This is a genomic window from Nonomuraea sp. NPDC049141 (genome assembly GCF_040648415.1).
Classification (GTDB): domain Bacteria; phylum Actinomycetota; class Actinomycetes; order Streptosporangiales; family Streptosporangiaceae; genus Nonomuraea.
In genome coordinates, this window is the sequence record NZ_JBEZDR010000026.1 from 45,187 (window position 1) to 68,943 (window position 23,757).

At 68.9% G+C, this 23,757-nt stretch carries 31 protein-coding genes and 1 tRNA gene; 19 read left to right on the plus strand and 13 right to left on the minus strand.

The genetic code is table 11. From position 1 onward, the window contains the following. Nucleotides 1–4: 4 nt before the first annotated feature. Nucleotides 5–763: a MauE/DoxX family redox-associated membrane protein gene (locus AB0B91_RS51640; protein WP_358337953.1), complete on the plus strand. Its 759-nt coding sequence runs from the start codon at nucleotides 5–7 to the stop codon at nucleotides 761–763. Here AB0B91_RS51640 and AB0B91_RS51645 read toward each other — a convergent pair whose 3' ends face one another. The 3 genes from AB0B91_RS51645 to AB0B91_RS51655 form a co-directional block, all read right to left on the minus strand. Then, nucleotides 764–1,669: a CU044_5270 family protein gene (locus tag AB0B91_RS51645; protein WP_358337956.1), complete on the minus strand. Its 906-nt coding sequence runs from the start codon at nucleotides 1,667–1,669 to the stop codon at nucleotides 764–766. Next, a complete protein-coding gene (locus AB0B91_RS51650; protein ID WP_358337959.1) occupies nucleotides 1,666–2,289 on the minus strand; it encodes an RNA polymerase sigma factor in 624 nt (207 codons plus the stop codon). Before AB0B91_RS51650 ends, AB0B91_RS51645 begins: the two co-directional genes overlap by 4 nt. A gap of 98 nt (nucleotides 2,290–2,387) precedes the next feature. Further along, nucleotides 2,388–3,017 (minus strand): LysE family translocator, encoded by a 630-nt coding sequence (locus AB0B91_RS51655; RefSeq protein ID WP_358337962.1) that lies wholly within the window; start codon nucleotides 3,015–3,017, stop codon nucleotides 2,388–2,390. Between the two features lie 142 nt (nucleotides 3,018–3,159). On the opposite strand from AB0B91_RS51655, the gene AB0B91_RS51660 reads away from it, so the two are divergent. The 5 genes from AB0B91_RS51660 to AB0B91_RS51680 are packed head-to-tail and all read left to right on the plus strand — an operon-like array spanning nucleotide 3,160 to nucleotide 6,297. Further along, nucleotides 3,160–4,002: a neutral zinc metallopeptidase gene (locus AB0B91_RS51660; protein ID WP_358337965.1), complete on the plus strand. Its 843-nt coding sequence runs from the start codon at nucleotides 3,160–3,162 to the stop codon at nucleotides 4,000–4,002. A gap of 48 nt (nucleotides 4,003–4,050) precedes the next feature. Beyond that, nucleotides 4,051–4,347, plus strand: a complete 297-nt coding sequence (locus AB0B91_RS51665; protein WP_219535026.1) for a type II toxin-antitoxin system VapB family antitoxin — start codon at nucleotides 4,051–4,053, stop codon at nucleotides 4,345–4,347. Nucleotides 4,348–4,383: 36 nt separating this feature from the next. Beyond that, the gene (locus tag AB0B91_RS51670; protein WP_358337969.1) at nucleotides 4,384–4,833 is read left to right on the plus strand and encodes a VOC family protein; all 450 of its coding nucleotides are present in this window, start codon (nucleotides 4,384–4,386) and stop codon (nucleotides 4,831–4,833) included. An 11-nt stretch (nucleotides 4,834–4,844) separates the two neighbouring features. After that, complete coding sequence (locus AB0B91_RS51675; RefSeq protein WP_358337972.1) at nucleotides 4,845–5,258, plus strand: TIGR03668 family PPOX class F420-dependent oxidoreductase; 414 nt, start codon at nucleotides 4,845–4,847, stop codon at nucleotides 5,256–5,258. 13 nt (nucleotides 5,259–5,271) lie between these two features. Next, complete coding sequence (locus AB0B91_RS51680; RefSeq protein WP_358337975.1) at nucleotides 5,272–6,297, plus strand: ABC transporter substrate-binding protein; 1,026 nt, start codon at nucleotides 5,272–5,274, stop codon at nucleotides 6,295–6,297. Between the two features lie 31 nt (nucleotides 6,298–6,328). On the opposite strand, the gene AB0B91_RS51685 is transcribed toward AB0B91_RS51680, so the two are convergent. The 4 genes from AB0B91_RS51685 to AB0B91_RS51700 all read right to left on the minus strand — a co-directional run bounded on the left by AB0B91_RS51685 (nucleotide 6,329) and on the right by AB0B91_RS51700 (nucleotide 7,883). Further along, nucleotides 6,329–6,418, minus strand: a tRNA-Ser gene (locus AB0B91_RS51685). 10 nt (nucleotides 6,419–6,428) lie between these two features. Further along, nucleotides 6,429–6,884, minus strand: a complete 456-nt coding sequence (gene tadA / locus AB0B91_RS51690) for a tRNA adenosine(34) deaminase TadA (protein ID WP_358337978.1) — start codon at nucleotides 6,882–6,884, stop codon at nucleotides 6,429–6,431. Further along, entirely contained in the window at nucleotides 6,881–7,357 is a 477-nt protein-coding gene (locus AB0B91_RS51695; protein ID WP_214635192.1) for a tRNA adenosine deaminase-associated protein, read from the minus strand. Before AB0B91_RS51695 ends, tadA begins: the two co-directional genes overlap by 4 nt. Before the next feature lie 16 nt (nucleotides 7,358–7,373). Next, nucleotides 7,374–7,883 carry a tRNA adenosine deaminase-associated protein gene (locus AB0B91_RS51700; protein WP_358337981.1) on the minus strand — a complete coding sequence of 170 codons (510 nt, stop codon included), beginning with the start codon at nucleotides 7,881–7,883 and terminating at the stop codon, nucleotides 7,374–7,376. Between the two features lie 140 nt (nucleotides 7,884–8,023). Here AB0B91_RS51700 and upp point away from each other — a divergent pair, with 140 nt between their 5' ends. From upp to AB0B91_RS51725, 5 genes are all read left to right on the plus strand, one after another. After that, a complete protein-coding gene (upp, locus tag AB0B91_RS51705; RefSeq protein ID WP_219535038.1) occupies nucleotides 8,024–8,662 on the plus strand; it encodes a uracil phosphoribosyltransferase in 639 nt (212 codons plus the stop codon). A 127-nt stretch (nucleotides 8,663–8,789) separates the two neighbouring features. Beyond that, nucleotides 8,790–9,014, plus strand: coding sequence for a hypothetical protein (locus tag AB0B91_RS51710; RefSeq protein ID WP_358337984.1), 225 nt, complete (start codon nucleotides 8,790–8,792; stop codon nucleotides 9,012–9,014). Nucleotides 9,015–9,265: 251 nt separating this feature from the next. Further along, nucleotides 9,266–9,796, plus strand: a complete 531-nt coding sequence (locus tag AB0B91_RS51715) for a PH domain-containing protein (RefSeq protein WP_214635196.1) — start codon at nucleotides 9,266–9,268, stop codon at nucleotides 9,794–9,796. Between the two features lie 97 nt (nucleotides 9,797–9,893). After that, nucleotides 9,894–11,237 (plus strand): helix-turn-helix transcriptional regulator, encoded by a 1,344-nt coding sequence (locus tag AB0B91_RS51720; protein ID WP_358337987.1) that lies wholly within the window; start codon nucleotides 9,894–9,896, stop codon nucleotides 11,235–11,237. Nucleotides 11,238–11,334: 97 nt separating this feature from the next. Beyond that, nucleotides 11,335–12,012 carry a FadR/GntR family transcriptional regulator gene (locus AB0B91_RS51725; RefSeq protein ID WP_219535040.1) on the plus strand — a complete coding sequence of 226 codons (678 nt, stop codon included), beginning with the start codon at nucleotides 11,335–11,337 and terminating at the stop codon, nucleotides 12,010–12,012. Nucleotides 12,013–12,021: 9 nt separating this feature from the next. Here the strand turns inward: AB0B91_RS51725 and dnaN are convergent, their stop codons facing one another. The 3 genes from dnaN to AB0B91_RS51740 all read right to left on the minus strand — a co-directional run bounded on the left by dnaN (nucleotide 12,022) and on the right by AB0B91_RS51740 (nucleotide 15,263). Then, nucleotides 12,022–13,119 carry a DNA polymerase III subunit beta gene (gene dnaN / locus AB0B91_RS51730; protein WP_358337990.1) on the minus strand — a complete coding sequence of 366 codons (1,098 nt, stop codon included), beginning with the start codon at nucleotides 13,117–13,119 and terminating at the stop codon, nucleotides 12,022–12,024. 63 nt (nucleotides 13,120–13,182) lie between these two features. Beyond that, the gene (locus tag AB0B91_RS51735; RefSeq protein WP_219535042.1) at nucleotides 13,183–13,833 is read right to left on the minus strand and encodes a response regulator transcription factor; all 651 of its coding nucleotides are present in this window, start codon (nucleotides 13,831–13,833) and stop codon (nucleotides 13,183–13,185) included. Further along, entirely contained in the window at nucleotides 13,830–15,263 is a 1,434-nt protein-coding gene (locus AB0B91_RS51740) for a histidine kinase (RefSeq protein WP_358337993.1), read from the minus strand. The genes AB0B91_RS51735 and AB0B91_RS51740 overlap by 4 nt, the downstream gene beginning before the upstream one ends. 109 nt (nucleotides 15,264–15,372) lie before the next feature. Between AB0B91_RS51740 and AB0B91_RS51745 the strand changes: the two genes are divergently transcribed. Both AB0B91_RS51745 and AB0B91_RS51750 read left to right on the plus strand, forming a co-directional pair. Further along, nucleotides 15,373–16,278 carry an ABC transporter ATP-binding protein gene (locus AB0B91_RS51745; protein WP_358337996.1) on the plus strand — a complete coding sequence of 302 codons (906 nt, stop codon included), beginning with the start codon at nucleotides 15,373–15,375 and terminating at the stop codon, nucleotides 16,276–16,278. After that, the gene (locus AB0B91_RS51750; RefSeq protein WP_358337999.1) at nucleotides 16,275–17,009 is read left to right on the plus strand and encodes an ABC transporter permease; all 735 of its coding nucleotides are present in this window, start codon (nucleotides 16,275–16,277) and stop codon (nucleotides 17,007–17,009) included. The genes AB0B91_RS51745 and AB0B91_RS51750 overlap by 4 nt, the downstream gene beginning before the upstream one ends. 2 nt (nucleotides 17,010–17,011) lie before the next feature. Here the strand turns inward: AB0B91_RS51750 and AB0B91_RS51755 are convergent, their stop codons facing one another. Then, a complete protein-coding gene (locus tag AB0B91_RS51755) occupies nucleotides 17,012–17,941 on the minus strand; it encodes an SMP-30/gluconolactonase/LRE family protein (protein WP_358338002.1) in 930 nt (309 codons plus the stop codon). Between the two features lie 19 nt (nucleotides 17,942–17,960). On the opposite strand from AB0B91_RS51755, the gene AB0B91_RS51760 reads away from it, so the two are divergent. Genes AB0B91_RS51760 through soxR form a run of 3 tightly spaced genes read left to right on the plus strand, consistent with a single transcriptional unit; the run spans nucleotide 17,961 to nucleotide 19,653 of the window. Beyond that, nucleotides 17,961–18,398, plus strand: coding sequence for an Lrp/AsnC family transcriptional regulator (locus AB0B91_RS51760; RefSeq protein WP_358338004.1), 438 nt, complete (start codon nucleotides 17,961–17,963; stop codon nucleotides 18,396–18,398). 9 nt (nucleotides 18,399–18,407) lie between these two features. Next, the gene (locus AB0B91_RS51765) at nucleotides 18,408–19,133 is read left to right on the plus strand and encodes a metallophosphoesterase (RefSeq protein ID WP_358338007.1); all 726 of its coding nucleotides are present in this window, start codon (nucleotides 18,408–18,410) and stop codon (nucleotides 19,131–19,133) included. 4 nt (nucleotides 19,134–19,137) lie between these two features. Continuing rightward, entirely contained in the window at nucleotides 19,138–19,653 is a 516-nt protein-coding gene (soxR, locus tag AB0B91_RS51770) for a redox-sensitive transcriptional activator SoxR (protein ID WP_358338010.1), read from the plus strand. A 1-nt stretch (nucleotide 19,654) separates the two neighbouring features. Here soxR and AB0B91_RS51775 read toward each other — a convergent pair whose 3' ends face one another. Then, entirely contained in the window at nucleotides 19,655–20,101 is a 447-nt protein-coding gene (locus AB0B91_RS51775) for a universal stress protein (RefSeq protein WP_358338013.1), read from the minus strand. Nucleotides 20,102–20,235: 134 nt separating this feature from the next. On the opposite strand from AB0B91_RS51775, the gene AB0B91_RS51780 reads away from it, so the two are divergent. The 3 genes from AB0B91_RS51780 to AB0B91_RS51790 all read left to right on the plus strand — a co-directional run bounded on the left by AB0B91_RS51780 (nucleotide 20,236) and on the right by AB0B91_RS51790 (nucleotide 22,270). Then, nucleotides 20,236–21,024, plus strand: coding sequence for a phosphotransferase (locus AB0B91_RS51780; protein WP_358338016.1), 789 nt, complete (start codon nucleotides 20,236–20,238; stop codon nucleotides 21,022–21,024). A 68-nt stretch (nucleotides 21,025–21,092) separates the two neighbouring features. Next, nucleotides 21,093–21,638 (plus strand): RNA polymerase sigma factor, encoded by a 546-nt coding sequence (locus AB0B91_RS51785; RefSeq protein ID WP_358338019.1) that lies wholly within the window; start codon nucleotides 21,093–21,095, stop codon nucleotides 21,636–21,638. Further along, on the plus strand, nucleotides 21,635–22,270 hold the full coding sequence (locus AB0B91_RS51790; RefSeq protein ID WP_358338022.1) for a hypothetical protein: 636 nt from the start codon (nucleotides 21,635–21,637) through the stop codon (nucleotides 22,268–22,270). Before AB0B91_RS51785 ends, AB0B91_RS51790 begins: the two co-directional genes overlap by 4 nt. 27 nt (nucleotides 22,271–22,297) lie before the next feature. On the opposite strand, the gene AB0B91_RS51795 is transcribed toward AB0B91_RS51790, so the two are convergent. After that, complete coding sequence (locus tag AB0B91_RS51795; RefSeq protein WP_358338025.1) at nucleotides 22,298–23,740, minus strand: S41 family peptidase; 1,443 nt, start codon at nucleotides 23,738–23,740, stop codon at nucleotides 22,298–22,300. Between the last annotated feature and the right edge of the window lie 17 nt (nucleotides 23,741–23,757).

Genomic DNA, 23,757 nt, shown 5'->3' on the forward strand with positions numbered 1-23,757 from the left:
ACAGATGCACGGGATCGCCGCGCTTCAGCCGTACGTGATCGCCCTCTTCCTCGTCTGGGCGGCCCTGATGAAACTGTTCAGCCGTCGAATGCGGGCGGAAGCCGGGCGGACCGCACTGGCCCGGCTGGTCGGCTCGGCGCGCGCGGTCCCCACGCTCCGGCTCGTCGGCGTGGTGGAGCTCGCGGTGGCGGCCGCACTGCTGCTGCCTCCGGTCTCCCCTGAGGAGGGCGCGGCCGCCGCCGTGCTCTCCACAGGATTCCTCGCCTATCTCACCTATTCGTACGCGACCGCGCCCACCGCGTCCTGCGGCTGCCTGGGCGCGCACTCCCATCCCGTGAACTGGCGCGCCTTCGCCCGCGCGGGGCTCCTGTGCGTCGCGGGCGTCGCGGCGATCTGGGCGCGGCCGTACCCGCTGGATCCCCCGCTCATGACGCTGGGCCTGGCGGAGATCATCGCCCTGCTCGGCCTGTCGGCTGAGCTGGACCGCTACTGGCTGCGCCCGCTGCGCCAACTGCTCGTCCAGCTCCGCCGGCCGCTCGCCGTACGTTCGCCGGAGGAGATCCCGCTGGAGGTCTCGCTGCACCTGCTCTACCTCAGCCCCGCCTACTGCTCGGCGTCCGCGCAGCTCACCTCGGACGTCCAGGACGTGTGGGACGAGGACGGCCTGCGCTTCGTGGTGTACGGGGCGCGCGAGCGGACGGCCGTCTTCGCCATCCCCCTGTCCGGAGTCGACCCCTCGGCCGTCCGCGTCGCGCTCACCTGATCAGGGCGTCTGGCCGGGCTGGTCGACGATCCCGGAGCCCAGTACGGACATGGAGGCGGTCTCGCCGTCCTGCTCGACCTTTATCCCCATGTAGTGATAGTCCTCCGGGTCGAGGATGTACGTGCCTTTGCCTGCCGCGCCCAGATCCAGGACGACGCCGATGCCCTGGCGACCGTCACCGTCCGAGACGTTCTCCTGGACGGTGACGTTCGGGATCTTCGCCAGGGCCCGGTACATCGCCGCCGCCTTCTCCGGCGGGATCACGGGCCCGAACTTCAGATACCACCCGATCGCCCCGAAGGCGTTGACGTCCGGGAGCGTGCCTTCCGGACAGTTGGGCTGGCAGATGGACAGGGGAGTCCGCTCCTCCTTGAGCCCGCGGAAGTGCGCGAGCAGCTGGTCGGGATCGGTCGGCAGAGCCGCCACTTCCTGTGCGGTCTTGCCCGGGTTCGTCGGCCCCTTCTCTCCGTTCCCGAGCCTCAGCTTGCCCCTCGTCCGTACGGCCTCCTTCTGCCCGTCCATCCGGCTCCAGTGCTCGAAGCCAGGGAGGCCACCACCACCAGGCATGTGCTGGGACTCTTTGATGTAGAACCACTGGTCGGAGCGGATCTCGACGGCCTTGGTACGCGCGGCGACGAGGGCCGCGTTCTCCAGCAGGCCGACCGGGTCGGCCGGCCGTACCTTGACCGGCCGCTCGGCTCCGCCGAGTTGGCTCACGACCACCGCGGCGGCGGCCACACCACACGCGACCAGGGCCAGGCCCCAGCGCGGGCGGAGCGCCGGCCGCTTTCGCGGTACCGGGGAGCCGCCCCGGATCTCGGCGAGCAGCCGGCGTTCCTCCGCCCGCACGTCGGGCCGCGCCGGGACCTCGTCGCGCAGCCTGTTGAGGAGTTCGAGCTCGTTCAACGGTTCATTCCTTCGTCCGCGTCGGTTGGGTCGATGCCACCGAGCACCCGCCGTAGCTTGCTTCGAGCCCGATTGACCCGCGAACGCACCGTCCCCACCGGAACGCCCAGCGCGTGAGCAGCCTGCTCGTACGTGAGCTCCGCCCACGTCACCAGCAGCAACGCGTCACGGTGCCCCCGAGGAAGCCCGGCCAGAGCGCTGGCCAGACGGCGTCGCGCACCGTCCGCGGCCACCCGCTGGTCGACCTCGTCGGTGAACGATTCGGTCACCGAGTCCGCCCCTGTGCGGCTCAGAGCCCGATACTGGCTGATCTCGTGACGCCGGTGCCGCCCGATGAGGTTCGTGGCGATGCCGTACAGCCATGGCCGCGCGTCGTCGCGGGTCAGGTCGTACGTCTCCCGGTGCTGGAAGGCCCGCGCGAACGTCTCCGCGACGATGTCCTCGGCCGGATCCGGGCCCAATCGCCTGATGACATAGCGCTTGAGCGCCGGGGCGTGGCGGGTGAACAACGTGGTGAAGTGTTCGGGCTCATGCCGGGATCGGGCGATCACCGCGGCATCGTCGGCCGTCTCCACGGCCGCGGGCCAGGGCGGTGCGTCCGTCCGGCTCTCGTGTCGCATCTCGTGCCTCTCGGGTGTCTGTCATGACACGAGTAATTACCGCCGAGAGGCCGCGCGGTTCCCGAAATTTCGCCCCGACCCGATCAGAGGCGTCGTGCCTATGCCGGTACGAGGGCCTTGGAGCGATCGGCGACCAGGTGGACGGCGATGCCGGCGAGCACGGTGCCCATGAAGTAGCGCTGGATCCGCAGCCAGAGCGGGCGGCGGGCCAGGAAGGCCGCCAGCGTGCCCGCCGACACGGCGATCAGGGCGTTGACCAGGGTTCCGATGAAGATCTGGACCGACCCGAGCGCGAGGCTCTGCAGCAGCACGTGTCCCATGGCGGGGTCGATGAACTGCGGCAGCAGCGAGAGGTACAGGATCGCGATCTTCGGGTTCAGCAGGCAGGTGAGCAGGCCCATGGCGAAGAGCTTGCGCGGCGGCTCGATCTCGAGCTCGCGCGGCTCGAAGGCGGAGGTGCCGCCGGGCTTGACGGCGTTCCAGGCCAGCCAGAGCAGGTAGGCGGCGCCGGCCAGCTTGAGCACGGTGTAGGCGGCCGGCACGTACGCGAAGATCGCCGTCAGGCCCAGGCAAGTGGCCGTCAGATAGACGGTGAAGCCGAGCGCCACCCCGATGAGGGAGATCAGGCCGGCCCGGCGGCCCTGGGTGATGGAGCGTGACACCAGGTAGATCATGTTCGGCCCCGGGGTGAGGACCATACCCAGCGACACCAGTGCGATTCCCAGCATTCCGCCCGTCATATGGGCACATTAGCGGACATTCTCTCCGCGGTCTTCGTGCGGCAGGCGGCGCGACGGGCTCACCGGTGGCATCTAAGGGCCCCATTCGGGAAGCTGTCATCCGAGCAGCACCCGAGAAGGGACCTCAGCGATGGACTTCAGGGACGACGCCAACCTCGATGCCTCACAGGTGGAGGACGTTGGCGGCAGTGGCGGCGGTGGTGGCGGCGGCGGGTTCCCGGGCGGCGTGGTCATCGGCGGGGGCGGGATCGTCAGCCTGATCGTGCTCGTCCTGGTCTTCGTCCTGAACAACCTAGGCGGCGGTGACAACAGCCAGCCCGCCCAGCGGCAGCCGTCCTCGAATCTGTCGCAACAGTGCCGGACCGGCAAGGACGCCGACCAGTCGGAGAAGTGCCGGGTCGTGGGTGTGGTCAACAGCATCCAGGACTACTGGAAGACGCAGATTTCCGACTATCGCCCCTCGAAGACGGTCCTTTACTCCGGCAGCCTGCGTACCCCCTGCGGCGCGGCCAGCTCAGCGGTCGGTCCCTTCTATTGCCCCGGCGACCAGCGCGTCTACCTCGACCTGAGCTTCTTCAACCAGTTGCAGAGCCAGTTCGGCGCCAAAGGCGGGCCCTTTGCGCAGGCGTATGTGATCGCCCACGAGTACGGCCACCACGTCCAGGACCTGCTGGGCGCGCTCTCCGAAGGCAACTCGGTGGCGACGGAACTGCAGGCCGACTGCTACGCGGGGGTGTGGGCCAAGCACGCGGTCGACACCGGCTTCTACGACAAGCCGTTCACCACGTCGGAGTTCGCCGAGGCGCTCGACGCGGCGGCGGCGGTCGGCGACGACCGGATCCAGCAGCGCACCCAGGGCAGGATCGACCCGGAGTCGTTCACGCACGGCAGCTCGGAGCAACGCGTCAACGCGCTGAATCGCGGTTACAAGACCGGCGACCCAGCCCAATGCGCGCAATCTGATCTTCTATAACAGCCCCGAACAACACGAGTAATCGGATTCTCTCCTAAAATCGTTGGGGTGATCTTTAAGCTCGTCGGTGACGGACGCCCTTATCCCGACCATGGTCTGACCCCCAGAGAATGGGCGCAGATCCCCCCACGGCAGGTCCGGCTCGACTCGTTGATCACCACGAAGGCCATGCTGGACCTGCATTCCCTGCTCGCCGCCGACTCCACGTTCTACGGCGACCTCTTCCCGCACGTGGTGCAGTGGCAGGGCGAGCTCTATCTGGAGGACGGGTTGCACCGGGCTCTCCGGGCGGCCCTGCACCAGAGATCGATCCTGCACGCCAGGGTCCTGGAGATGCCCAGCTGAGAAAGAAATGTCAGCCTTCTCGGGCAGGATGCCTCCATGGTCTTTTTTCAGCTGGTGATCGACTGCGCCGACCCTGATCGGCTGGCGCGCTTCTGGGCCGACGGCTTGGGTTACGAGCTGGAGGAGCCGCCGGGCCACTTCGACACCTGGCGAGACTACTGGCAGAGCATCGGCGTGCCCGAAGAGGAGCTCGGCGACGGAGACTGTGCCGACAGCATCGTCGACCCGGAGGGCGCGGGCCCGCGGATCTGGTTCCAGCAGGTCCCAGAGGGCAAGGTGGTGAAAAACCGCTTTCACCTCGACATCAAGGTGGGCGGCAAGCGGGAGGAGGTTCCGCTGGCGACCCGCAGAGCCCGCGTCGACGCCGAAGTGGAGCGGCTGGTCCGCGCGGGCGCCTCCGTCGTGCGCGTGCTCTCGGAGCCCGGGATGGACCATTACGCGGTGGCCATGACGGATCCGGAGGGCAACGAGTTCGACGTCGTCTGAGAGTTGGTTCGATGGACGAGGCCACGGCCCGATCGAAGTTCCTGGCGGCACGCAGCGCCACGCTGGCCACCGTGGACGGACAAGGGGTGCCGCACCTGGTGCCCATCGTCTTCGCCGTCGAGGACGACGTGATCGTGTTCGCCGTGGATCACAAACCGAAGCGCGCCACCGACCTCCGCAGGCTCCGCAACATCGCCGCCAACGACCACGTGTGCGTCCTGGCCGACCACTACTCCGACGACTGGCGGCACCTGTGGTGGGCCCGAGCCGATGGCACCGCGGCGATCGCCGAAGACGACACCACCCGCCGGCACTGGCTCGACCGGCTGGCCGAACGCTACGAACAGTACGCGGAGCGGCGACCTGAGGGCCCGGTGGTGGTGATCACCGTCGAGCGGTGGAGCGGCTGGGCCCACAACGAGTAAGCGAGGGGACAGCGTGGCAGCGCCATACGGGAACCGGCTTCGTCTCGGCGCCTGCCTGTCGCTGTCCGGCGAGTACGCGCGCTTCGGCGGCCAGGCCCGGCTCGCCCTGGACATCTGGCGATCCACGGCCGACGCGGTCGACCTCCTCATCGAGGACGACGGCAGCGACCCCGAGCGGGTGGAGACCCTCCTCCCCAGGTTGGCGGCGGAGTGCGACCTCCTGCTCGGCCCCTACTCCACGCTGCTCACGCGAAGAGCGGGCACCATCGCCGCGGCCATGGACCGCCTGATCTGGAACCACGGCGGAGCAGGCGACGACGTCGAGACAGCTCACCCCGGTCACGTGGTCTCCGTGCTCACGCCCGCGAGCCGCTACGCGGACCCCTTCATCCGGCACCTCGCCGCCCGGCGTGACCCACACCCGCTCCGGATCCTTCAGGGCAAGGGCAGCTTCGGCCGACAGGTGGCCGACGGAGCCGAGCACATGGCGCATTCCCTCAACATCCGCACCGCCCGCCTCGGGCCGACCGACATCCGCACGTTGCCGTCGCCGGAGGCGTGGAGCCTGTTCTGCGCCGGCTCCTTCGAGGAAGACGTGGAAACGGTCACGTCGGCCAGATCACTACCGACGCCTCCGCAGACCGTCTGCGCAGTAGCCGCGGGCGTCCGCGACTTCGGCGCGGCCATCGGCGACCCTGTGGGCGTCTACGGCGTCGGGCAGTGGTTCCCCGGCGGAGGCGACCGCGTCGAGCTGTCCATGACCGAGGACGACTTCCTGACCGCGTACCGGGAGCGCGCCGGTTCGCTCCCGGACTATCCGGCCGCGCAAGCCGTCGCCGCCGCGGCCATCGCGACACATTGCGCCCGCCAAGCCGGCAGTACGGCACGTGAGGCGCTCTGGTCCGCCGCCACGTCGTTGGAGACCACCACCCTGTTCGGGGCCTTCAAGGTGGATCCCCGCACCGGAGCTCAAGTCGGACACCGGGTGGCCCTCATCAGGTGGGACACCGAAGGTCCAGCCATAACAAAAGGCCTCTGACCCGATCAAACAGGTCAGAGGCCCAAATATGTGGCGGTGGTGGTGGGATTTGAACCCACGGATGAGTTGCCCCATCACACGCTTTCGAGGCGTGCGCCCTCGGCCACTAGGCGACACCACCGTCGACGAGCTTACCGGATCCGCCGAGTGCCGAAGAACCCCTTTAGTACGGCAGCGCACTCCTCACCCAGCACCCCCATGACGACCTCGGGCCGGTGGTTGAGCCTGCGGTCCCGGACCACGTCCCACAGTGACCCCACGGCCCCGCCCTTCTCGTCGACGGCCCCGTACACGACGCGATCGACCCGGGCCAGCACCGCGGCGCCCGCGCACATCGTGCACGGCTCCAGCGTGACCACCAGCGTGCAGCCCTCCAGCCGCCACCGTCCGAGCGCCCGGGCGGCCTGCCGCAGGGCCACGACCTCCGCGTGGGCGGTCGGATCGGAGGAAGCCTCGCGGGAGTTGCCGGCGGAGGCGAGCACCTCGCCCAGCGGGCCGAGGACGACCGCGCCGACGGGGACCTCGCCGCGGGCGCCGGCCGCGACGGCCTCGGCCAGGGCCAGGCGCATCGCGTCGGCGTGGTTCACCGCAACCGGTCGAGCTCGTCGGCGAAGGACAGCCGCTCGGCGATCACGGAGAGGATGTCGGCGGGCAGCACGCCCTCTTCCATGCTCAGCTCCAGCAGCTCCTCCGAGCTCACGCCCAGGTCGCTGAGGAGTTCGAAGTCGCCGGCCGGCTTGACGCCCAGCCCGTTGCTCTCCTTGTCGGGGGCCACCCCGGCGAACTCCGCGAACAGCTCGCCGAGCGTGTCAGAAAGGATCGCGTGCGCGTCGGAGAGGAACACCCGCGGCTCCTCGTCACCGCGGTAGCGGACGATGGCGAACCACTCGTCCTCCACCTCGACGCAGAGCAGGGCGAGCTCGTCACCGGACAGGCCGAGGGCCTCGGTCACCGCGTCGCCGAAGTCGTCGACGATCTCGGCGTCGCCGAGATCGACCTCGGCGCCGCTCCAGCCGCCGGGGATCTTGACGAAGGCCGCGGAAAAGGTGTTGGACGCCATGTCCATGCTCCAGGGGTCAGCCGAAGACCGATTCGATGGCCCGCTCGAACGGCTCGGAGAAACCGAGCCGCGCGGCGATGCTGGACAGCACGTCCTCCGGGAGGAGTTCGATGTCGCCGGAGAGTATGCCCAGCTCCATCTCGTCGAGTCCCAGGTCCGCGAAGATCGACAGATCGCCTGCGGGGAGCACCGTCTCCTCGTCCTGGAGGATCTCGTCGAGTTCCTCCTCGTCGGGGATCGGCACGTCGAGGTAGTCGAGAACCTGCTCGGCCAGCGGGAAGTCCCAGGACGCGGCGATGTCGGAGAGGAAGACATCGACGCGATCACCGAGAACCCGCAGCGCCACGAAGAACTCGTCCCCCACGGCGACCAGGCCAATCGTGCCACTCTCGCTCGGCTGCTGGCGCAGAGCCTTGATCAGGCCGTGCAGATCGGACGTCAGCGCGACCGGCAGCAGCCCGGCGTCCCAGCATTCATCCTCGCGATAGACCACGATGGCGAAGTCGAGCGCATCTTCTTCTGTCATCGTCCACCCCACGACGTGGCCACTTCGGCCTCCAATCGTTCCAGACCCGACCACCCCCTGTGTGCCGCTCCGACCAAATTGTGATCAAAACCGATGACGCGACGTGCCGGTTCGTTGCACACAAGATAGCGTTGTCCCTTATGGAAACCCTCGTCGTCGACCATCCTCTCGTAGCACACAAGCTCACCACGCTACGTGATGTCCGGACGGACTCGCCGACGTTCCGCCGGCTGGCGGACGAGCTGGTGACCCTGCTGGCGTATGAGGCGACCCGTGATGTCCGGGTCATCGACGTGACCGTGCAGACCCCGGTCGCCGATGCTCACGGGGTACGGATGGCCAAGCCGTCCCCGCTGGTCGTGCCGATCCTGCGGGCGGGTCTCGGCATGCTCGACGGCATGACCAGGCTGCTGCCCACGGCCGAGGTCGGCTTCCTCGGCATGATCCGCAACGAGTCGACACTGCAGGCCGAGACCTACGCCACCCGGCTGCCCGACGACCTTTCCGGGCGCCAGTGCTACGTGGTCGACCCCATGCTGGCCACCGGCGGCACGCTCGCCGCGGCCGTGCGGTTCCTGTTCGACCGTGGGGCCGTCGACGTCACGGCGATCTGCCTGCTCGCGGCGCCCGAGGGGCTGGCGTACATGGACAAGGTGTTCGCCAACTCCGGCAAGCCGATCCGCGTCGTGACCGCCGCCCTCGACGAGCGGCTGAACGAGAACGGTTACATCGTTCCAGGGCTGGGCGACGCGGGAGATCGACTCTACGGAGTTGTCTGACCTGCCACGTTGCGTACTCGCTTCGTTACATACTGTTGTCACGTGGGTATGGAGTGAGAGGAAGGCAACTTCCGCACGCGCGTGGGGGGAGCACGATGAGCGATTTTCCGATTACCGAGGTGTTCTCGTGAGTGAGCACACCGAGTCGGAGTCAAGTCCGTACGCGGACGTGGAGACGGCACTCCGCGAGGAGTTCGCCGGCATCCACTCCGCGGTCACCGTAACGCGCTGCGTCGAGGCGGCGCACTACGGCGCGCTGGAGGTCACGGGCTATGCCCATCCGAGTCTCGTCGAGCGGATCGCGCGCAAGCACCTTCACGTCCTGGCTCTGGTGGCCAGCGAACGTGGCTAAGCAAGATCAAAACTAACCCGCAAAGTTACCTTTACCCCGGCATTGGGGTGGGTAATGTATACGGCGGGTGTAGAAGGTAGTGGTACGGAGGCGACAGTGCAGGTCAAAAAGGTCTTCACATACGGGGGTATCGCTTTTGTGGCGTACTACCTGTTCGCGCGACCAACCGACGCCGCTGAGGCGGTCAGAGGGGCGTTCGACACCATGATCAACGGAGCCGACTCACTGGCTCAATTCGTGAACGTTCTCTCATGAGACTTGTGACCCACGGGGACTCTGCTCCGGCGTCGGTCAACCGTTACCTTCTCCCCCACGAACAACAGGTCATCATGGTACGGCGTCACCCAGCCGTGCTGCTTCGCCCGGTCGCCGAGGTCTTCGGCGGCCTGATCGTCGCCGGGCTGCTCAGCAAGATTTTCGGCGGCGAGGGGAGCAGCACGGCCCTCGTTGTCGTGTGGTGGCTCTGGCTGCTGCTGTTGATCCGTTTTGTATGGAAAGTCGCGGAGTGGTCGGTTGACTACTTTGTGGTTACCTCAAAGCGGATGTTGCTCACCACGGGCCTCATCACCCGCAAAGTCGCGATGATGCCTTTGGGCAAGGTCACCGACATGAGCTTCCAGCGATCTCTGCTTGGGCGCATGCTCGGCTACGGTGAGTTCATCCTCGAATCCGCTGGTCAGGATCAGGCACTGTCAACAGTCGAGTACATTCCGTATCCGGAGACCTTGTACCTCGAGGTCTGCCAGATGCTTTTCCCCAGCAAGGACGACAGCGACGATTAATCCTTGGCTCGGGGAATTCTTCACGTGGGGATACCCGATTGCGGGACTTCATGCAATCATTGCGGAGTGTTGACCCTTCCCCGCCTTGAGAGATGAGATGCCGAGTCAGGGAACCATCGGTGACCGCGTCCGAGGACTGCGGCTAAACAGGCGGATGTCTCAGGCCCAACTGGCCGGACCCGACCTATCTGACAGTTATGTCTCGCTCATCGAGTCGGGCAAGCGGACACCGACTCCGGTTGTAGCAAGACTCCTGGCCGAGCGCCTGGGGTGCACCACCGAGTTCCTCCTGCATGGGATCGAGCCTCGGCAGCGCATCGATACCGAGCTCGGCCTCCGCCACGCGGAGCTGGAGCTACAGCACGGCGACCCCATCGTCGCGGCCGACCGCTTCACTGAGATCGTGAAGGCATCCGACGAGGAAAACGCGCTGCTGACCGCGCACGCCCGCTTCGGCAGGGCGCGCGCCCTCGAGGCACAGGGACGGCTCGGCCAGGCGGTCGAGGCGTTCGAGCGACTGCGCAGGGAGGCGGCGGCGCATCCCGAGCGGCTGGCCGACCTGCCGCTCGCCGTGGCGCTGAGCCGCTGCTACCAGCGGGCGGGCGACCGTCTGCGGGCTCGAGACCTGGCCGCGCACGCGCTGGAGCAGGCGGAGCGGCTGGCGATCACGCAAGGCGAGATCGCCATCGATCTGGCTGCCGCACTGGTTGAGGCGCGCACCGGACGCGAGGGCGACTCCCCCGAGCTCGACTATGTCCGGCGGGTGCTCGACGCCGGCGGCGTGCCTGACATTGTGGACCGTTCCGCTGAGATCCACACCCTCTGGCAGGCGAGCGTCGCCGCGGCCGGTGGCGAGGACTCCGCGCTGGCCGTACGGCTGGCCGACGACGCGATCATGGCAGGCCGGCCCGCCAGGCTGGCGCTCCAGTTGGCCCGGGCGGCCATGCACTGGGCCAGTCTCGACTCGTCGCCGCTCGCCGAGGCCGACCTGTGGGCCGAGGCGGCGACTCGCGCGTTCGCGAGCACCGCGGGCAGCACGCAGGAGCACGGCGAGAGCCTCATCGCGCACGCCAGGGTCAAGCTGCGTGCGCAGGACGCCGTGCGGGCAGGAGAGCTGGCTACGTCGGCGCTCGACCTGGTGCACGACGCCCCGGGCACGGCACCGGCCGAGGCCCACCTGGTGCTCGCCACCGTCGCGCTCGCGCTCAACGCCGACACGGCGAGGCACCTGGGCGAAGCCCAGCGATTGCTCGACACGCTCAACCATCCAGTGTTCGGCTCTGACAGGCAGGCCGCACGCTGCTGGCGAGAGCTGGGCGACCTTTACGGCAAATCAGGAGACAAGGCACAGCAGACCCGCGCCTATCGCAAGGCGCTGGAAGCAGCCGGCGTCCATTCCGCACTGGCAGGGGTGAAGATCGACGCTTCTGTGTCCCGTTAGCCTCCGGGAGCTCCAGATTTGGTTTTTGAGTCTGGAATAATTAGGGTCTACCAGTCATTGACTCATGGGATGACTGGCACCCCGGAGGAGGCGGACTGTGAGTCTGCGTACGGCTCAGCGAGCTTCGCTCGTCGACCAGGTGATTGATCAACTCAAGGAGCAGATCACCTCAGGGTTGTGGCAGATGAACGGCAAGATTCCTACCGAGACGGTGCTCGCTGAGCAGCTCGGGGTGGGGCGCAACACCGTACGCGAGGCCGTACGCGCGCTCACCCACGCCGGGCTGCTGGAGTGCCGCCAGGGCGACGGGACCTATGTCCGAGCCACGAGCGAGCTCTCCGGCGCGATGCTCAGGCGCCTGCGCCAGGCGGAGCAGCTGGAGATCCTTGAAGTACGGCGCGCGCTGGAGGTCGAGTCGGCCCGCCTGGCCGCCACCAGGCGCACCGACGAGGACATCGTGCGCATCGAGGCCGCGCTCGCCGAGCGAGACCGCGCCTGGGAGCTGGACGACCCGGACGCCTTCGTCGAGGCCGACCTGGCGTTCCACATGTCGGTGGCGCACGCCACGCACAACCTTGTGCTGATCGACCTCTATGAGGACTTCTCAGCGGCGCTGCGGGCCAGCATCACGGCCGCGGGCACGTCGCTGAACAAGAGCTACATTCCCCACGACGCCATCGCGCGGGCCATCTCCTCGGGCGACGCCACCGCCGCCGAGCGCGCCGGCCACGCCTGCATGGAGCACATTCTCATCGCGCTCACCGAAGGCGAATGATCCAGCGGCTCAGCCGAGCCGCAGCGACATCACCAAATAGCGGAAGCTGGGCTGCGCGTCACCCGGAACGTCCTGGATGAGCGCGGCCCTGGTGGGTGACTCCATGTTGATGCGGGCCAGGTCGGTGTCGATGCCGGTCAGGCCGTCGAGGAGGAACTGCGACTGGAAGGCGATCTGGATGTCGTCGCCGCGCAGCTCGCACTCGACCACCTCGGAGCCGCGGCCGATGTCGCCGCCGCCGGCCTGGATGCGGACGTGGCCCTGGCTGAACGACAGCCGGATCGCGGTGTTGCGCTCGGCCACCAGCGCCACCCGCTTGATGGCGTTGACGAACGCCGTCACCGGCACATCGGCCCTGATCGACCAGTCGGCGGTCAGCCTGGTGCGGTAGTCGATGAACTGCTCGTCGAGCAGGCGGACCGTGGTGCTACGGCCGACGCTCTCGAAGCCCGCGACGCCGTCGCCCAGCGCCATCGCCACCTCGCCCCCGCGCAACGTCTTGGCCACGTCGACCAGCACGCGAGCGGGCACCATGGCGGACATGGCGACGTCGGGAGCCACCGGGCGCCAGGTGAGGTCGCGGGCCGCGATGCGGTAGCGGTCGGTGGCCGCCATCGTCAGCGACTCGCCCTCGATGTCGACCCTGATGCCGGTGAGCATCGGCAGCGTGTCGTCGCGGCTGGCCGCGGGCGCGACCTGGCTCACGGCCGAGGCGAAGACGCCACCGCCGATGGCGCCGATGCTCGGCGGCATCGTGGGCATGGTCGGGAAGTCTTCGACGGGCATCGTGATCAGGCCGAACTCGGCGCTGCCGCAGGTCAGGACCGCCTCTTGCCCTTCGGTGACGATCTCGACGTCCTCGGCGGGCAGGCTGCGGCTGATCTCCGCCAGCAGGCGGCCGGGAATGAGCACCTGGCCTTCCTCTGCCACGTCGGCCTCGATCCTGGCCTGCGCCGAGACGTCGTAGTCGAACGCGGACAGGCTCAACTCCTCATCGGCCCCCAGCAGCAAGCCGGAGAGCACGGGCACCACAGGGCGACTTGGCAGGACCCTGGCGGCCCATGCCACCGCGTCCGCCAGAACATCGCGGTTTACCCGGATCTTCACCTGACCCACCCTTTCGTGTCGCTGCCTCCTATGAAAGGTAGCCGGTGTCACCGACAATGCGGACTATCTGCTGTTGAGGTAGGCGAGCACCGCCAGGACGCGGCGGTTGTCGTCATCGGAGGGCCCCAGACCCAGCTTGGCGAAGATGCCGGCCGTGTGCTTGGCCACCGCGCTCTCGCTGAGGTAGAGCCGCTGGGAGATGGCGGCGTTGGACCGCCCTTCGGCCATCGCCTCCAGCACCTCCCGCTCGCGTGGCGTGAGGGCGGCCAGCGGTTCGTTGCGTGCGTTGCTGGCCAGCAGCTTGGCGATCACCTCGGGGTCCATCGCGGTGCCGCCTTCGGCGACCCGGCGAACGGCGTCGATGAACTGCTCGGCGTTGAACACCCGGTCCTTGAGCAGATAACCGATCGCGCCCGATCCGTCGGCCAGCAGTTCGCGCGCGTACAGCTGCTCGACGTGCTGCGACAGCACCAGGATCGGCAGCCCGGGCACCTGCTTGCGGGCCGCCAGCGCGGCCTGCAGGCCCTCGTCGGTGAAGGTGGGCGGCAGCCGTACGTCCACGATCGAGACGTCGGGGCGCAGCTCGATCAGGCCCTTGAGCAGCTCGGGCCCGCTCTCCACGGCGGCCACGACCGTGAAGCCGTGCGCCTGGAGCAGGTGAACCAGGCCGTCCCTGAGCAGGTAGAGGTCTTCGGCGATGAGAACGCGGTTCATCGGCTGAACCATAGACGGCGGGGTGTCGCCTCGGCCAGCCAGCGCTCCTTGTTGTGGCAGGCCGGAAGCAGTGCGGCCGTCAGGTACATGGCGGCGCCCAGTGTGATCATGAACAGGATGGCCGGCCACTGCCACGGCTCGGGCAGGTACAGCGCGAGGAACCACGACTTCTCCTCGATGCCGAAGACCTTGAAGATGCCCGCCACGATGCCTTGCGGGAACAGCGGGCACCAGGACGTCAGCCAGAGCGTGGCCACCACGGCGGCCTTCCAGCGCGGCAGCTTGGGCAGGCTGCCCGCCCAGTGCTGCGGCAGAACCCTGGGCATGTGCATGGTCACCGTGGTCGGCCCGCCGGGCGGGCTGCTCAGGGCCAGCACCCCGTCGAAGGCAGCGAGCCGCCGCTCGATGCCCATCAGGCCGGTGCCCTTGCTCGGGTCGGCGCCGCCCATGCCGTCGTCGGTCACGGAGATCCGCAGGTCGGGGCCGTTACTGCTGATGTCGATCGTGGCCGTGGCGGCGCCGCCGTGCCTGGCGGCGTTGGAGAGCAGCTCGCTGACCGCGAAGTAGGCGGCGGCCTCCACCGGCGGCTCCGGCCGGTGCGCCAGGTCGACGTCCACGCTCACCCGTAACGGGCTGTCGATGGCCAGGGCTCGAACGGCGTCGCCCAGCCCGCGTTCGGCCAGGACCGGCGGGTGGATGCCGCGGATGACCGTGCGCAGCTCGGTCAGCGTCTCCGAGGACGCCTCCTTGGCCTTGCTCAGCAGCGCCTTGGCCGCGGCCGGGTCGGTGTCGACGAGCTGCTCGACGGCCCCGAGCGTCATGCCGATCGCCACCAGCCTGGCCTGCGTGCCGTCGTGCAGGTCGCGTTCGATCCTGCGCATCTCGGCGGCCTGCGTGTCGGCGGCGAGGTTGCGTACGCGCTGGAGGTGGTTGACCTGTCCGGCAAGGCGGCTCGCGGCGGTCGCGGACAGGACCAGCTCGCTCCACAGGGCGTAGAGGCGCAGCCCGCGGTCGGGCAGCAGCAGGAACATCGGCAGCAGAGTCAGCTTGATCACCGGGTCCAGCAGCAGCCAGACGCAGTCGCGCCAGGTCGCCGGATCGGTGACCATCCATTTCCACCGGTCGTTCCAGGCCGGCACCCGCGGCGACTTGTACAGCGTGCGGTTCGACCGGTACATCCCGTCGGCCTGCCGCTGCGGAGGCGGCGGCTTGGGCAGGTACGGCGAGTCGATCCGGGTCCCCGTCCACTCCCCGAGCAGCCCTCTCGTGTGCTCCGCCAGCCGTCTGACGAGCCAGACCTGCAGCGGGAGAAGAGGGACCACGCCGAGACCGAAGGCCAGGACGAGCATGGTGAAGGAGGCGACGGCGGCGGGCACCTCGACGAGGATCAGCGCCAGCAGCACCGCGGCCTGGCCGTACCTTCTCAACATGCCTCCAGTGTGCGCGAGCCGGAGCTTCCCGCACATTGCACCTAGGTACACCTTCACCGGGTACCCAGCCCGATTCCCCGCGCGAGCCGGGATTCCTAGCGTCGAAGGCATGAAAATCATCGAGGTCAGGAACCTCCACAAGCGGTATCCCGACCATGTGGCGGTGGACGACGTGTCGTTCGAGGTGTCGGATGGCGAGATCTTCGGCATCCTCGGCCCGAACGGAGCCGGCAAGACCACGACCGTCGAGTGCGTCGCGGGGTTACGCACTCCCGATCGTGGCACCGTACGCGTGACCGGGATCGACCCCCAGCAGGACAGGGACGCGCTGCGCCGGGTGCTGGGCGCGCAGTTGCAGAGCGCCGCGCTGCCGGAAAAGATCAAGGTGTGGGAGGCCATGGACCTCTACGCCTCCTTCTACCCGGATCCGGCTGACTGGTCCGAGCTGCTCGACCGCGTCGGGCTCGGCGACAAGCGGGGCACGCACTTCGGCAAACTCTCCGGCGGCCAGCGGCAGCGCCTGTCCGTCGCGCTGGCGCTGGTGGGCAGGCCGCGCGTCGCGGTGCTCGACGAGCTCACCACCGGGCTCGACCCGCAGGCCCGCAGGGACACCTGGGAGCTGGTCGAGCAGGTACGCGACTCCGGCGTGACGATCGTGCTCGTCACCCACTTCATGGAGGAGGCCGAGCGGCTCTGCGACCGCGTCGCGCTCATCGACGCGGGCCGGGTCGTCGCCACCGACTCACCGGCGGGGCTGATCGCCCAGGTCGGAGGCGCGCAGCGGCTGCGATTCCGGCCGACCGGACCCTTCTCCGACGACCTCCTGCTGGCTCTGCCCGAGGTGACCGAGGTCGCCAGGAGCGGACAGCAGGTCGTGGTGACCGGCACCGGCGAGCTCGCGTCCGCCGTCATGCTGACGCTCGCCAACCACCAGATCGTCCCCGGTGACCTGCGCATCGAACAGGCCACCCTCGACGACGCGTTCCTCGCACTGACCGGAAGGAAGCTGTCATGAGGAAGATCCTCCTCGTCGAGACCAAGCTGCACCTGCGGCAGTGGCCCAACATGATCTTCACCATCGGCCTGCCGCTCGCCCTGCTGCTGGGGCTCGGCAGCCTCCCCGACCTGGGCAAGCCCGATCCGGCGATGGGCGGGCAGCGGTACATCGACACCCAGCTGCCGGCGCAGATGACCTTGCTGGCGATGCTGACGCTCGCCTGTTCGGTGCTGCCCGCCGTCCTCGTCACCTATCGCGAGCAGGGGGTGCTCCGGCGGATGTCGACGACGCCCGTGGCACCGGGGCGGCTGCTGGCCGCACAGCTCCTCATCAACCTGGTCGTCGGTACCGTGTCGGTCTTCCTGCTGGTGGTGCTCGGGTACGTGGTGCTCGGCGCCGCGATGCCCAAGCAGCTCCCCGGTTTCGTGCTGGTCTTCCTGCTCGGCTCGGCCGCGCTGCTGGCCCTGGGACTGGTGATCTCCTCGATCGCGCCTACGGGCAGGTCGGCGCCGGGGATCGGGTCGGTGGTGATGTTCCCGCTGATGTTCGTGGCGGGCATGTGGATCCCGCGCGAGGCCATGCCGGACGCGCTGCGCGCGGTGAGCGACTATTCGGTGGCCGGGCCGTTCGCCCAGGCGCTGCGCGACACCTGGGCGGGCCACGCGCCGCAGCCGCTGCACCTCATCGTCATGGCCGCCGGGCTGCTGGTCTTCGGCGGGGTCGCGATTCGGTTGTTCCGCTGGGAGTAGTGCTAGGACCAGACGGGGCGGGCGCCGGTGACGTTCAGCATCACCGAGTAGAGCGAGGTCGAGGCCGCGATGAACAGCCGGTTGCGCTTGAGCCCGCCGAACACCACGTTGGCGACGGAGTCGGGCAAGTGGAGCCGGCCGATCAGCGTCCCGTCGGGGTCGTAGCAGAGCACCGCCTTGCCCGCCGCCGCCCACACGCGGCCAGTGTCGTCCAGTCGCATCCCGTCGAAGGTGTCGCCGTCTGTCCCCTGCGCGAAGACCTTCCCGCCCGAGAGCGTGCCGTTGTCGTGCACATCGAACAGGCGTACGTGCCTGCGGCGGGTGTCGGCGATGTAGAGGCGGGACTCGTCCAGCGAGAAGGCCAGGCCGTTGGGCCGGTCGAAGTCGTCGGCCACCCGGGCCACCTCCCCCGTCACCGGATCGACGCGGTAGACGTGACAGCCGTCGATCTCGGGATCGGCCCGGTGGCCCTCGTAGTCGCTGTCGATGCCGTAAGCGGGGTCGGTGAACCAGATGGAGCCGTCGGAGCGGACCACCGCGTCGTTCGGGCTGTTGAGGCGCTTGCCCTGCCAGCGGTCGGCGATCACGGTGATCGAGCCGTCGGCCTCGGTGCGGGTGACCCGGCGCGCGCCGTGCTCGCACGAGATCAGGCGGCCCTGGCCGTCGAGCGTGTTGCCGTTGACGTAGCCGGCGGGCTGCCTGAACGGGCCCACGACGCCGGTCATCTCGTCCCAGCGCAGCATCCGGTCGTTGGGGATGTCGCTCCACACCAGGAAGCGGCCCGCCGGGAAGTAGACCGGCCCCTCGGCCCAGCGGGTGCCCGTGTAGATCCGCTCGACCAGGTCGTCGCCGCCGATCGCGGCGAAGCGCTCGTCCAGCACCTCGAACTCCGTGGGGATCGTGCTGGATGGGGTTCGGTAAATTTGCTCCATAGTCGAATAGCATACTGTCATGGACGAGATCGACAAGATGCTGATCGGCCTGCTTCAGGAGGACGCCACACGGTCGTACGCGGCTCTCGGCACGGCCGTGGGCCTGTCGGGCGGGGCGGCGCACGAGCGGGTGCGCAAGCTGCGGGAGCGTGGCGTGATCAAGCGCACCACGATCGAGGTGGATCCGGTGGCGCTCGGCCGGGACGTGGTGGCGTACGTGCTGGTCGACGGGGGCGCCTGGATGGGCGACGCCGCCGCGCGGCTGGCGGCGATCGCGCCGGTCGAGGAGGCGCACGTCATCGCCGGGCCCGCCTCGGTCCTGCTCAAGGTCCGTACGGCCGACACCCGGGAATTACAGCAGGTCCTGCGGCAGGTGTTCGAGGTCGACGGCGTGACCGGGACCCAGACGGTCGTCGTGCTGGAGACGTTCTTCGAACGGCCCATGCATGTGGAATAAAGTGCTCAGATGGCGATTTTTGCGCAGATCAGCGACGTGCACATCGGGGGCTCCGACGAGAGTGTCGAGCGCGCACGGCAGGTCATGCGGCACCTGCGTACGCTGCGTCTCGACGCCGTCCTGGTCACGGGCGACATCGCGGACCACGCGCTGCCGGAGGAGTACGCGATCGCGGACGAGTTGTTCCGCGGCGAGCTGCCGCTGGCCGTCTGCCCGGGCAACCATGACGCGGTGCCGGAGTTCGAGAAGCTGCTCGGCCCCGCCAACCAGGCGCTCAGGCTCGACGACGTGACGATCGCCCTGGCCGATTCGAGCGTGCCCGGCCACGCCCATGGCTACCTGGCCGACGAGACGCTGGCCTGGCTCGACGAGGTGCTGTCGGAGCGCCCTGACGTCCCGGCGTTCGTGGGGATGCACCATCCGCCGATCGAGCTCGGCATCCCGTACGTCGACAAGATCCGGTTGCGCGAGCCGGAACGGCTGGCGGACCTGCTGTCACGGCACCCGAACGTGGCCGCGGTGCTGACCGGCCACGCGCACACCGCCGTGTCGGCCCGCTTCGCCGGGCTGCCGCTGGTCGTCGCACCCGGCGTCATCTCGACCGCCCTGACCAGCGTGGAGACGGACGCGGAGTTCCCCGTCTCGTACGACCTGCCGCCCGCCTACGCGCTGCACATCTTCGACGGCGAACGGCTGGTCACCCACTTCCGCCCGGTAATCCTCAACTATTCTTGAGGTTATGACCAAGGTGGCATGGAACTCCAAGGAGCTGACGGTCGGCCAGCTCGCCGAGCGCAGCGGCGTGGCCGTGTCGGCGCTGCACTTCTACGAGGCCAAGGGGCTCATCGGGAGCCGCCGCACCGCGGGCAACCAGCGGCGCTACACGCGTGACACGCTGCGCCGGGTCGCGTTCGTCCGGCTGTCGCAGCGGCTGGGCATCCCCCTGCGGACCATCAAGGACGCGCTGGCCGAACTGCCGGAGGAGCGTACGCCCACCCGTGACGACTGGGCGCGGCTGTCGGCGACCTGGCGCGGCGAGCTCGACGACCGGATCGAGCAGCTCCAGCGGCTCCGCGACGACCTCACGGACTGCATCGGCTGCGGGTGCCTGTCACTCGACCGGTGCGCGCTGGCCAACCCGCACGACCGGCTGGGCAGCGAGGGACCGGGCGCCAGGCGCATCGACACGCGGCTCGCCCCGCCCCAGCAATGCTGCCCGGCCCCCGCCGAGACGGAGTCCTCGCAGGTCTGCTAGATCACTTCTTGGCCGGGGGGACGATCAGGGTCGGCCGGTGGGCGTGGTGCAGCACGTGGTTGGAGACGCTGCCCAGCAGCACGGAGCGCACGCCGGCCAGTCCTCGTGATCCGGTGACGACCAGCGACGCGTCGACCTCGTCCGCGACGTCCACGATCGTCCGCCAGATCGACTCGTTGTCGGCCACCGCCCGATAGGTCACGTCCGCGAGCCCTGAGGCGGTCGCCAGCTCGGCCCCTTCCTTGGCGTACTGCTCGGCCTGGATCCGCCACTCCTCACCGGAGTCGGAGACGACCCCGGCACCGGCCAGTGGATACCTCTTGATCTGCACGAGCAGGGGCTCCCACACGGTCACGATGAGCGTGGGCTCGGCGGCCAGGTGCTTGGCCGCGAACTCGATCGCGGCGCGCGAGTCGGCCGAGCCGTCGTAGGCGACGAGGATGGTCATGGCGTGCTTCCCTTCGCTTGAAGCTCACTCCCTTGTTGCAGCATCGGGACGATCAGCCGTGATTCCGTGCGCCGTTGTCTGTTGTGTCACACCTGGAGGACTGGCGAGGATCGGTTCTTGTGCCATTTCCCCGCGTGCCTCGTCTCGACATCGACGGCGTCCTGCGCCGGCTCGATGTCCCGCTCACCTATGAAGGCCCGTGCCCCGGCGGCCAGGTCGGTGCCGCGTACGTGCGCTGGCCCGACGGCCACCGGTCGGTGCTCACTCACGGGCCCGACGTGGGCGCGCTGCTGGAGGTGGCCCGCGCGGCGGGTGTCCCGGCGCCGCGCTACGAGCTGGTACGCCCGCCGATCGTGGTGCAGGAGCTGCTGCCCGGCTCTTCCCCGAACCAGCCCTCCCCGCGCACGATCGAGTCGATGCTCGACGTCAACCGGCGCTGCCGTGGCCTGCTGGCCGGCCGTACGGACCTGCCCGGGATGGCGCTCTTCCTGCGCGGCGACGGGCCGGGTTTCTGCCTGCACGAGCCGCTGCGGACGTACGACAGCCGGACGCGCCGCCTGCTCGACCAGGTGGAGGAGGTCGGCGCCGCCCTCCCGGAGCAGCTGGACGGCGACGACCTCGTCCACACCGACTTCCACCCCGAGAACGTGCTGGTCGACGAATCGGGCGCGGTCACGGGGGTGATCGACTGGGACGGCGCCACGCGGGGTGACGCCGACTTCGACCTCGTCACGCTGCGTTTCGACCTCACGCACCGGGCACCGGAGCTGGCTCGCCTGCTCGATGGGTTGGTGAGTGAGAAGGTGGCGCCGGCCTGCTGGGCCCACATGAGCCTGCGGATGGTCGACTGGGCGATCCGGCACTTCACCGCCGCCGAGGTCACCATCTGGCTCGACGTCGCCGAACTCCTTCGGCCGACCTGATCGGAAACGCTTCGCGGCCTTCGGTCCAAGTAGAGATGTAAGGGCGAACGACGAAGGGAGCGAGGCCTGTGCGCCTCAACGAAGACCCCGAGGCCTTTGAAGCCTTTTATCGCCGCCATGTCGATGGCCTCATGCGGTTCGTCGTACGCCGAGTGAGCGATCCTCATCTGGCCGCCGATCTGACTGCCGACATCTTCCTGGCGGTCCTGGACTCCGGGCACACCTACCGCCCCGGCCGGGGCAGCGAGACCGCTTGGTTGTACGGCGTGGCACGCAACGTCGTCTCCGCCCAGTATCGACGCAACGCCCGCGAGACGAAGGCGACCAGCCGCATCGCGGGCAGGCGAATGATGGACGACCACGATCTCGACCGGATGGAGGAACGGATCGACGCCGAGCGCCAGATGCGCCGTGCCCTGGAGGCCATGGGCAAGCTGCCCGAGGGCGAACGGGCCGTACTGGAGCTCGTGGCGATCGATCAGCTCACCGTCAAGGAGGCCGCCGCGGCCTTGGGCATCAACGGGGTGACCGCACGAGTCCGGTTGCATCGGGCCAGACGCGCCCTTGAAGACATCGCTTCGCCATCGGCTGTGTACGTGGAGGGACAGGCATGAGCAACTTCGAGGAGCGCCTGCTCAGTGCGCTCAAGGACGACATCGCCGCCAGGAAGGCGGACATGGTCGTCGAGACCCCGGTACGACGCCGCCGTGTCGTGGGACTGGCCGCCGCGGTGGCGGGGGTCGCGGCGGCCACGGTGGTGGCCATGAACGTGTACGGCGGAGCACCGGCCTTCGCTGTGACCAAGAGCGCGGACGGGTCGGTCGAGGTGCGGATCAACGAGTTCCGCGACTCGGACGAGTTGGCGGCCAAGCTCGCTGCGGCGGGAGTGGCGGCGGTGGTCGACTACCTGCCGGCGGGCCAGACCTGTAAGCAGCCCCGAGGCGAGCACGGGGCCGGCTACGGGCGGGTCGAGAACGGCATCAAAGTCGGGAGGGACGGGACGGGGATCGTGTTCCGGATCGACAAGGGGCAGGTGGTGGGCGATCAGACGCTGGTCCTGGCGGTCTCCGTCGACCAGGCGGACAAGCCGCCCATCGCGACCTCGCTGGAGGTGGTCAAGGGGACGGTGGCGCCCTGCGAGGCGACCCCGCTGAACCTCCCCCCGACCTCCGGCTCCACCGACGACGGCCCGTCCACCGACGAGAAGGCGGGCGAGGGGCCCGGCCCGACCACCAACAGCGGCTGACGTCCTCCGCCCTGGCCTGGAGTGCTCCTACCGGGCGGCCGGAAGCAGGGACAGGGCCTTGGCCATCGCTGGGTCGCGGCCCTTGCGCAGGTCCTTCGCGGTCAGTGGCAGGTAGTGGTCGGGCGCCACGCCGATGCCGTTGATCAATTCGTGGTTGGCGCCCACCTGGTAGGCCGCGGGCAGGGTCAGGAGGCTCCCGTCGTCCAGCGTGAACATCCCGGCGGATCCCGACACCATGCCCGACGTACGCGACCCGATCAGCGGCCCGACCTTGAGGTCCTTGACGGCGGCCGAGAAGGCGTCGCAGGCCGAGGCGCAGATGCCGTCGGTGAGCACGGCCACGGGCAGGCCGAGCAGCGGGACCGTGTCGTCGGTGCGGTTGGGCGTGCACGTGTCGTCCGGGGCGCAGTCGTAACTGTGCACCTTGCCGTGTACGAAGCCGCTGAGCAGCTTGACGACCTCGGCGGGCGAGCCGCCGTTGGTGCCGCGCAGATCGAGGACGAGGCCACGTAGCTTCTTGCCCTCACGCAGCCCGGCGATGGCGGCCAGGACCTGGTCGGCTGTCCCGGGCTGGAAGTTGGTGAGCTTGATCGTGGCCACGTCGCCGTCGAGCCGGCGGGCCGTCACGGGCCGCGCCGTGGGCGTGAACAGCTTCGGCCGCAGCGTCGTCTTCCTGACTCGTCCGGTGGACGGGTCGAGCAGCGCCAGCCGTACCGGGTCCGGGTGGGAACCGGAGTATTCGGGGTTGAGCAGGTTCATGGCACCGCTGGACAGGACACCGTCCACGAAGACGGGCGCGCCGTTGACGGATTGCACGATCTCGCCCGGACGGATACGGGCGGCGGCGGCCGGGCCGCCCTGCACGGCGTTGACGAACAGCGGAGCCACCGCCTTCTGCGGCGCCCGGTACGTGATCGAATAGCCGGGCGAGGTGGTGAAGCCGAGGCCATAGGCGTCGCCCGGCTTACCGGGCGGTTGCGCTCGGCGGCGCCACTGCGAGTGATTGTCGTGCAGGCTGCCCACCATGCCCTTGATCGTCGCCCCGGCCACGGCCTGTCGCAGTGTGGCGTCGTCCGGCAGAGTGGCCACCAATCGCTCGTACCCGGCCGCGAATGCGTTCAGGTCGGTCGTGCGGTTCCCGGTCAACGGCGGCATGGTGGCGTCGGGCCGGTCGGTGCCGAGGCGGTTCAGCTCCTCGGTGAGCCCGGCGAACCCGGCCGCGAGCACCGCCCGGTGGTCGAGTCGCTCGCGCCCGTAGAAGGCGGTGAAGATGCAGTCGTACGCCTGTTTGATGGTGCTCAGGCCGGTGGCGACGGGCTGATCCGGCTTGGAGTCGCAGGTGGAGGCCATGGTCCGTACGGCCGGCTCAGCCCGTACGACCGGCTCAGTCCGCACGGCCGCCACGGCGCCGGACGTCGCCAACGTCAGGACGCCGGTGCAGGCCAGCGCGGGTAGGCGGGAACGTTTCACGCTGATGGGTCTCCTTC

Excerpts from the sequence above, each read along its gene's own strand:
- AB0B91_RS51640 (WP_358337953.1), top strand. The coding sequence starts at position 5 with ATGCACGGGATCGCCGCGCTTCAGCCGTACGTGATCGCCCTCTTCCTC.
- AB0B91_RS51650 (WP_358337959.1), bottom strand. The coding sequence starts at position 2,289 with ATGCGACACGAGAGCCGGACGGACGCACCGCCCTGGCCCGCGGCCGTG.
- AB0B91_RS51655 (WP_358337962.1), bottom strand. The coding sequence starts at position 3,017 with ATGCTGGGAATCGCACTGGTGTCGCTGGGTATGGTCCTCACCCCGGGG.
- AB0B91_RS51660 (WP_358337965.1), top strand. The coding sequence starts at position 3,160 with ATGGACTTCAGGGACGACGCCAACCTCGATGCCTCACAGGTGGAGGAC.
- AB0B91_RS51670 (WP_358337969.1), top strand. The coding sequence starts at position 4,384 with ATGGTCTTTTTTCAGCTGGTGATCGACTGCGCCGACCCTGATCGGCTG.
- AB0B91_RS51675 (WP_358337972.1), top strand. The coding sequence starts at position 4,845 with ATGGACGAGGCCACGGCCCGATCGAAGTTCCTGGCGGCACGCAGCGCC.
- AB0B91_RS51695 (WP_214635192.1), bottom strand. The coding sequence starts at position 7,357 with ATGGCGTCCAACACCTTTTCCGCGGCCTTCGTCAAGATCCCCGGCGGC.
- AB0B91_RS51700 (WP_358337981.1), bottom strand. The coding sequence starts at position 7,883 with ATGACAGAAGAAGATGCGCTCGACTTCGCCATCGTGGTCTATCGCGAG.
- upp (WP_219535038.1), top strand. The coding sequence starts at position 8,024 with ATGGAAACCCTCGTCGTCGACCATCCTCTCGTAGCACACAAGCTCACC.
- AB0B91_RS51715 (WP_214635196.1), top strand. The coding sequence starts at position 9,266 with ATGAGACTTGTGACCCACGGGGACTCTGCTCCGGCGTCGGTCAACCGT.
- AB0B91_RS51720 (WP_358337987.1), top strand. The coding sequence starts at position 9,894 with ATGCCGAGTCAGGGAACCATCGGTGACCGCGTCCGAGGACTGCGGCTA.
- AB0B91_RS51735 (WP_219535042.1), bottom strand. The coding sequence starts at position 13,833 with ATGAACCGCGTTCTCATCGCCGAAGACCTCTACCTGCTCAGGGACGGC.
- AB0B91_RS51740 (WP_358337993.1), bottom strand. The coding sequence starts at position 15,263 with ATGTTGAGAAGGTACGGCCAGGCCGCGGTGCTGCTGGCGCTGATCCTC.
- AB0B91_RS51745 (WP_358337996.1), top strand. The coding sequence starts at position 15,373 with ATGAAAATCATCGAGGTCAGGAACCTCCACAAGCGGTATCCCGACCAT.
- AB0B91_RS51750 (WP_358337999.1), top strand. The coding sequence starts at position 16,275 with ATGAGGAAGATCCTCCTCGTCGAGACCAAGCTGCACCTGCGGCAGTGG.
- AB0B91_RS51755 (WP_358338002.1), bottom strand. The coding sequence starts at position 17,941 with ATGGAGCAAATTTACCGAACCCCATCCAGCACGATCCCCACGGAGTTC.
- AB0B91_RS51760 (WP_358338004.1), top strand. The coding sequence starts at position 17,961 with ATGGACGAGATCGACAAGATGCTGATCGGCCTGCTTCAGGAGGACGCC.
- AB0B91_RS51765 (WP_358338007.1), top strand. The coding sequence starts at position 18,408 with ATGGCGATTTTTGCGCAGATCAGCGACGTGCACATCGGGGGCTCCGAC.
- soxR (WP_358338010.1), top strand. The coding sequence starts at position 19,138 with ATGACCAAGGTGGCATGGAACTCCAAGGAGCTGACGGTCGGCCAGCTC.
- AB0B91_RS51775 (WP_358338013.1), bottom strand. The coding sequence starts at position 20,101 with ATGACCATCCTCGTCGCCTACGACGGCTCGGCCGACTCGCGCGCCGCG.
- AB0B91_RS51790 (WP_358338022.1), top strand. The coding sequence starts at position 21,635 with ATGAGCAACTTCGAGGAGCGCCTGCTCAGTGCGCTCAAGGACGACATC.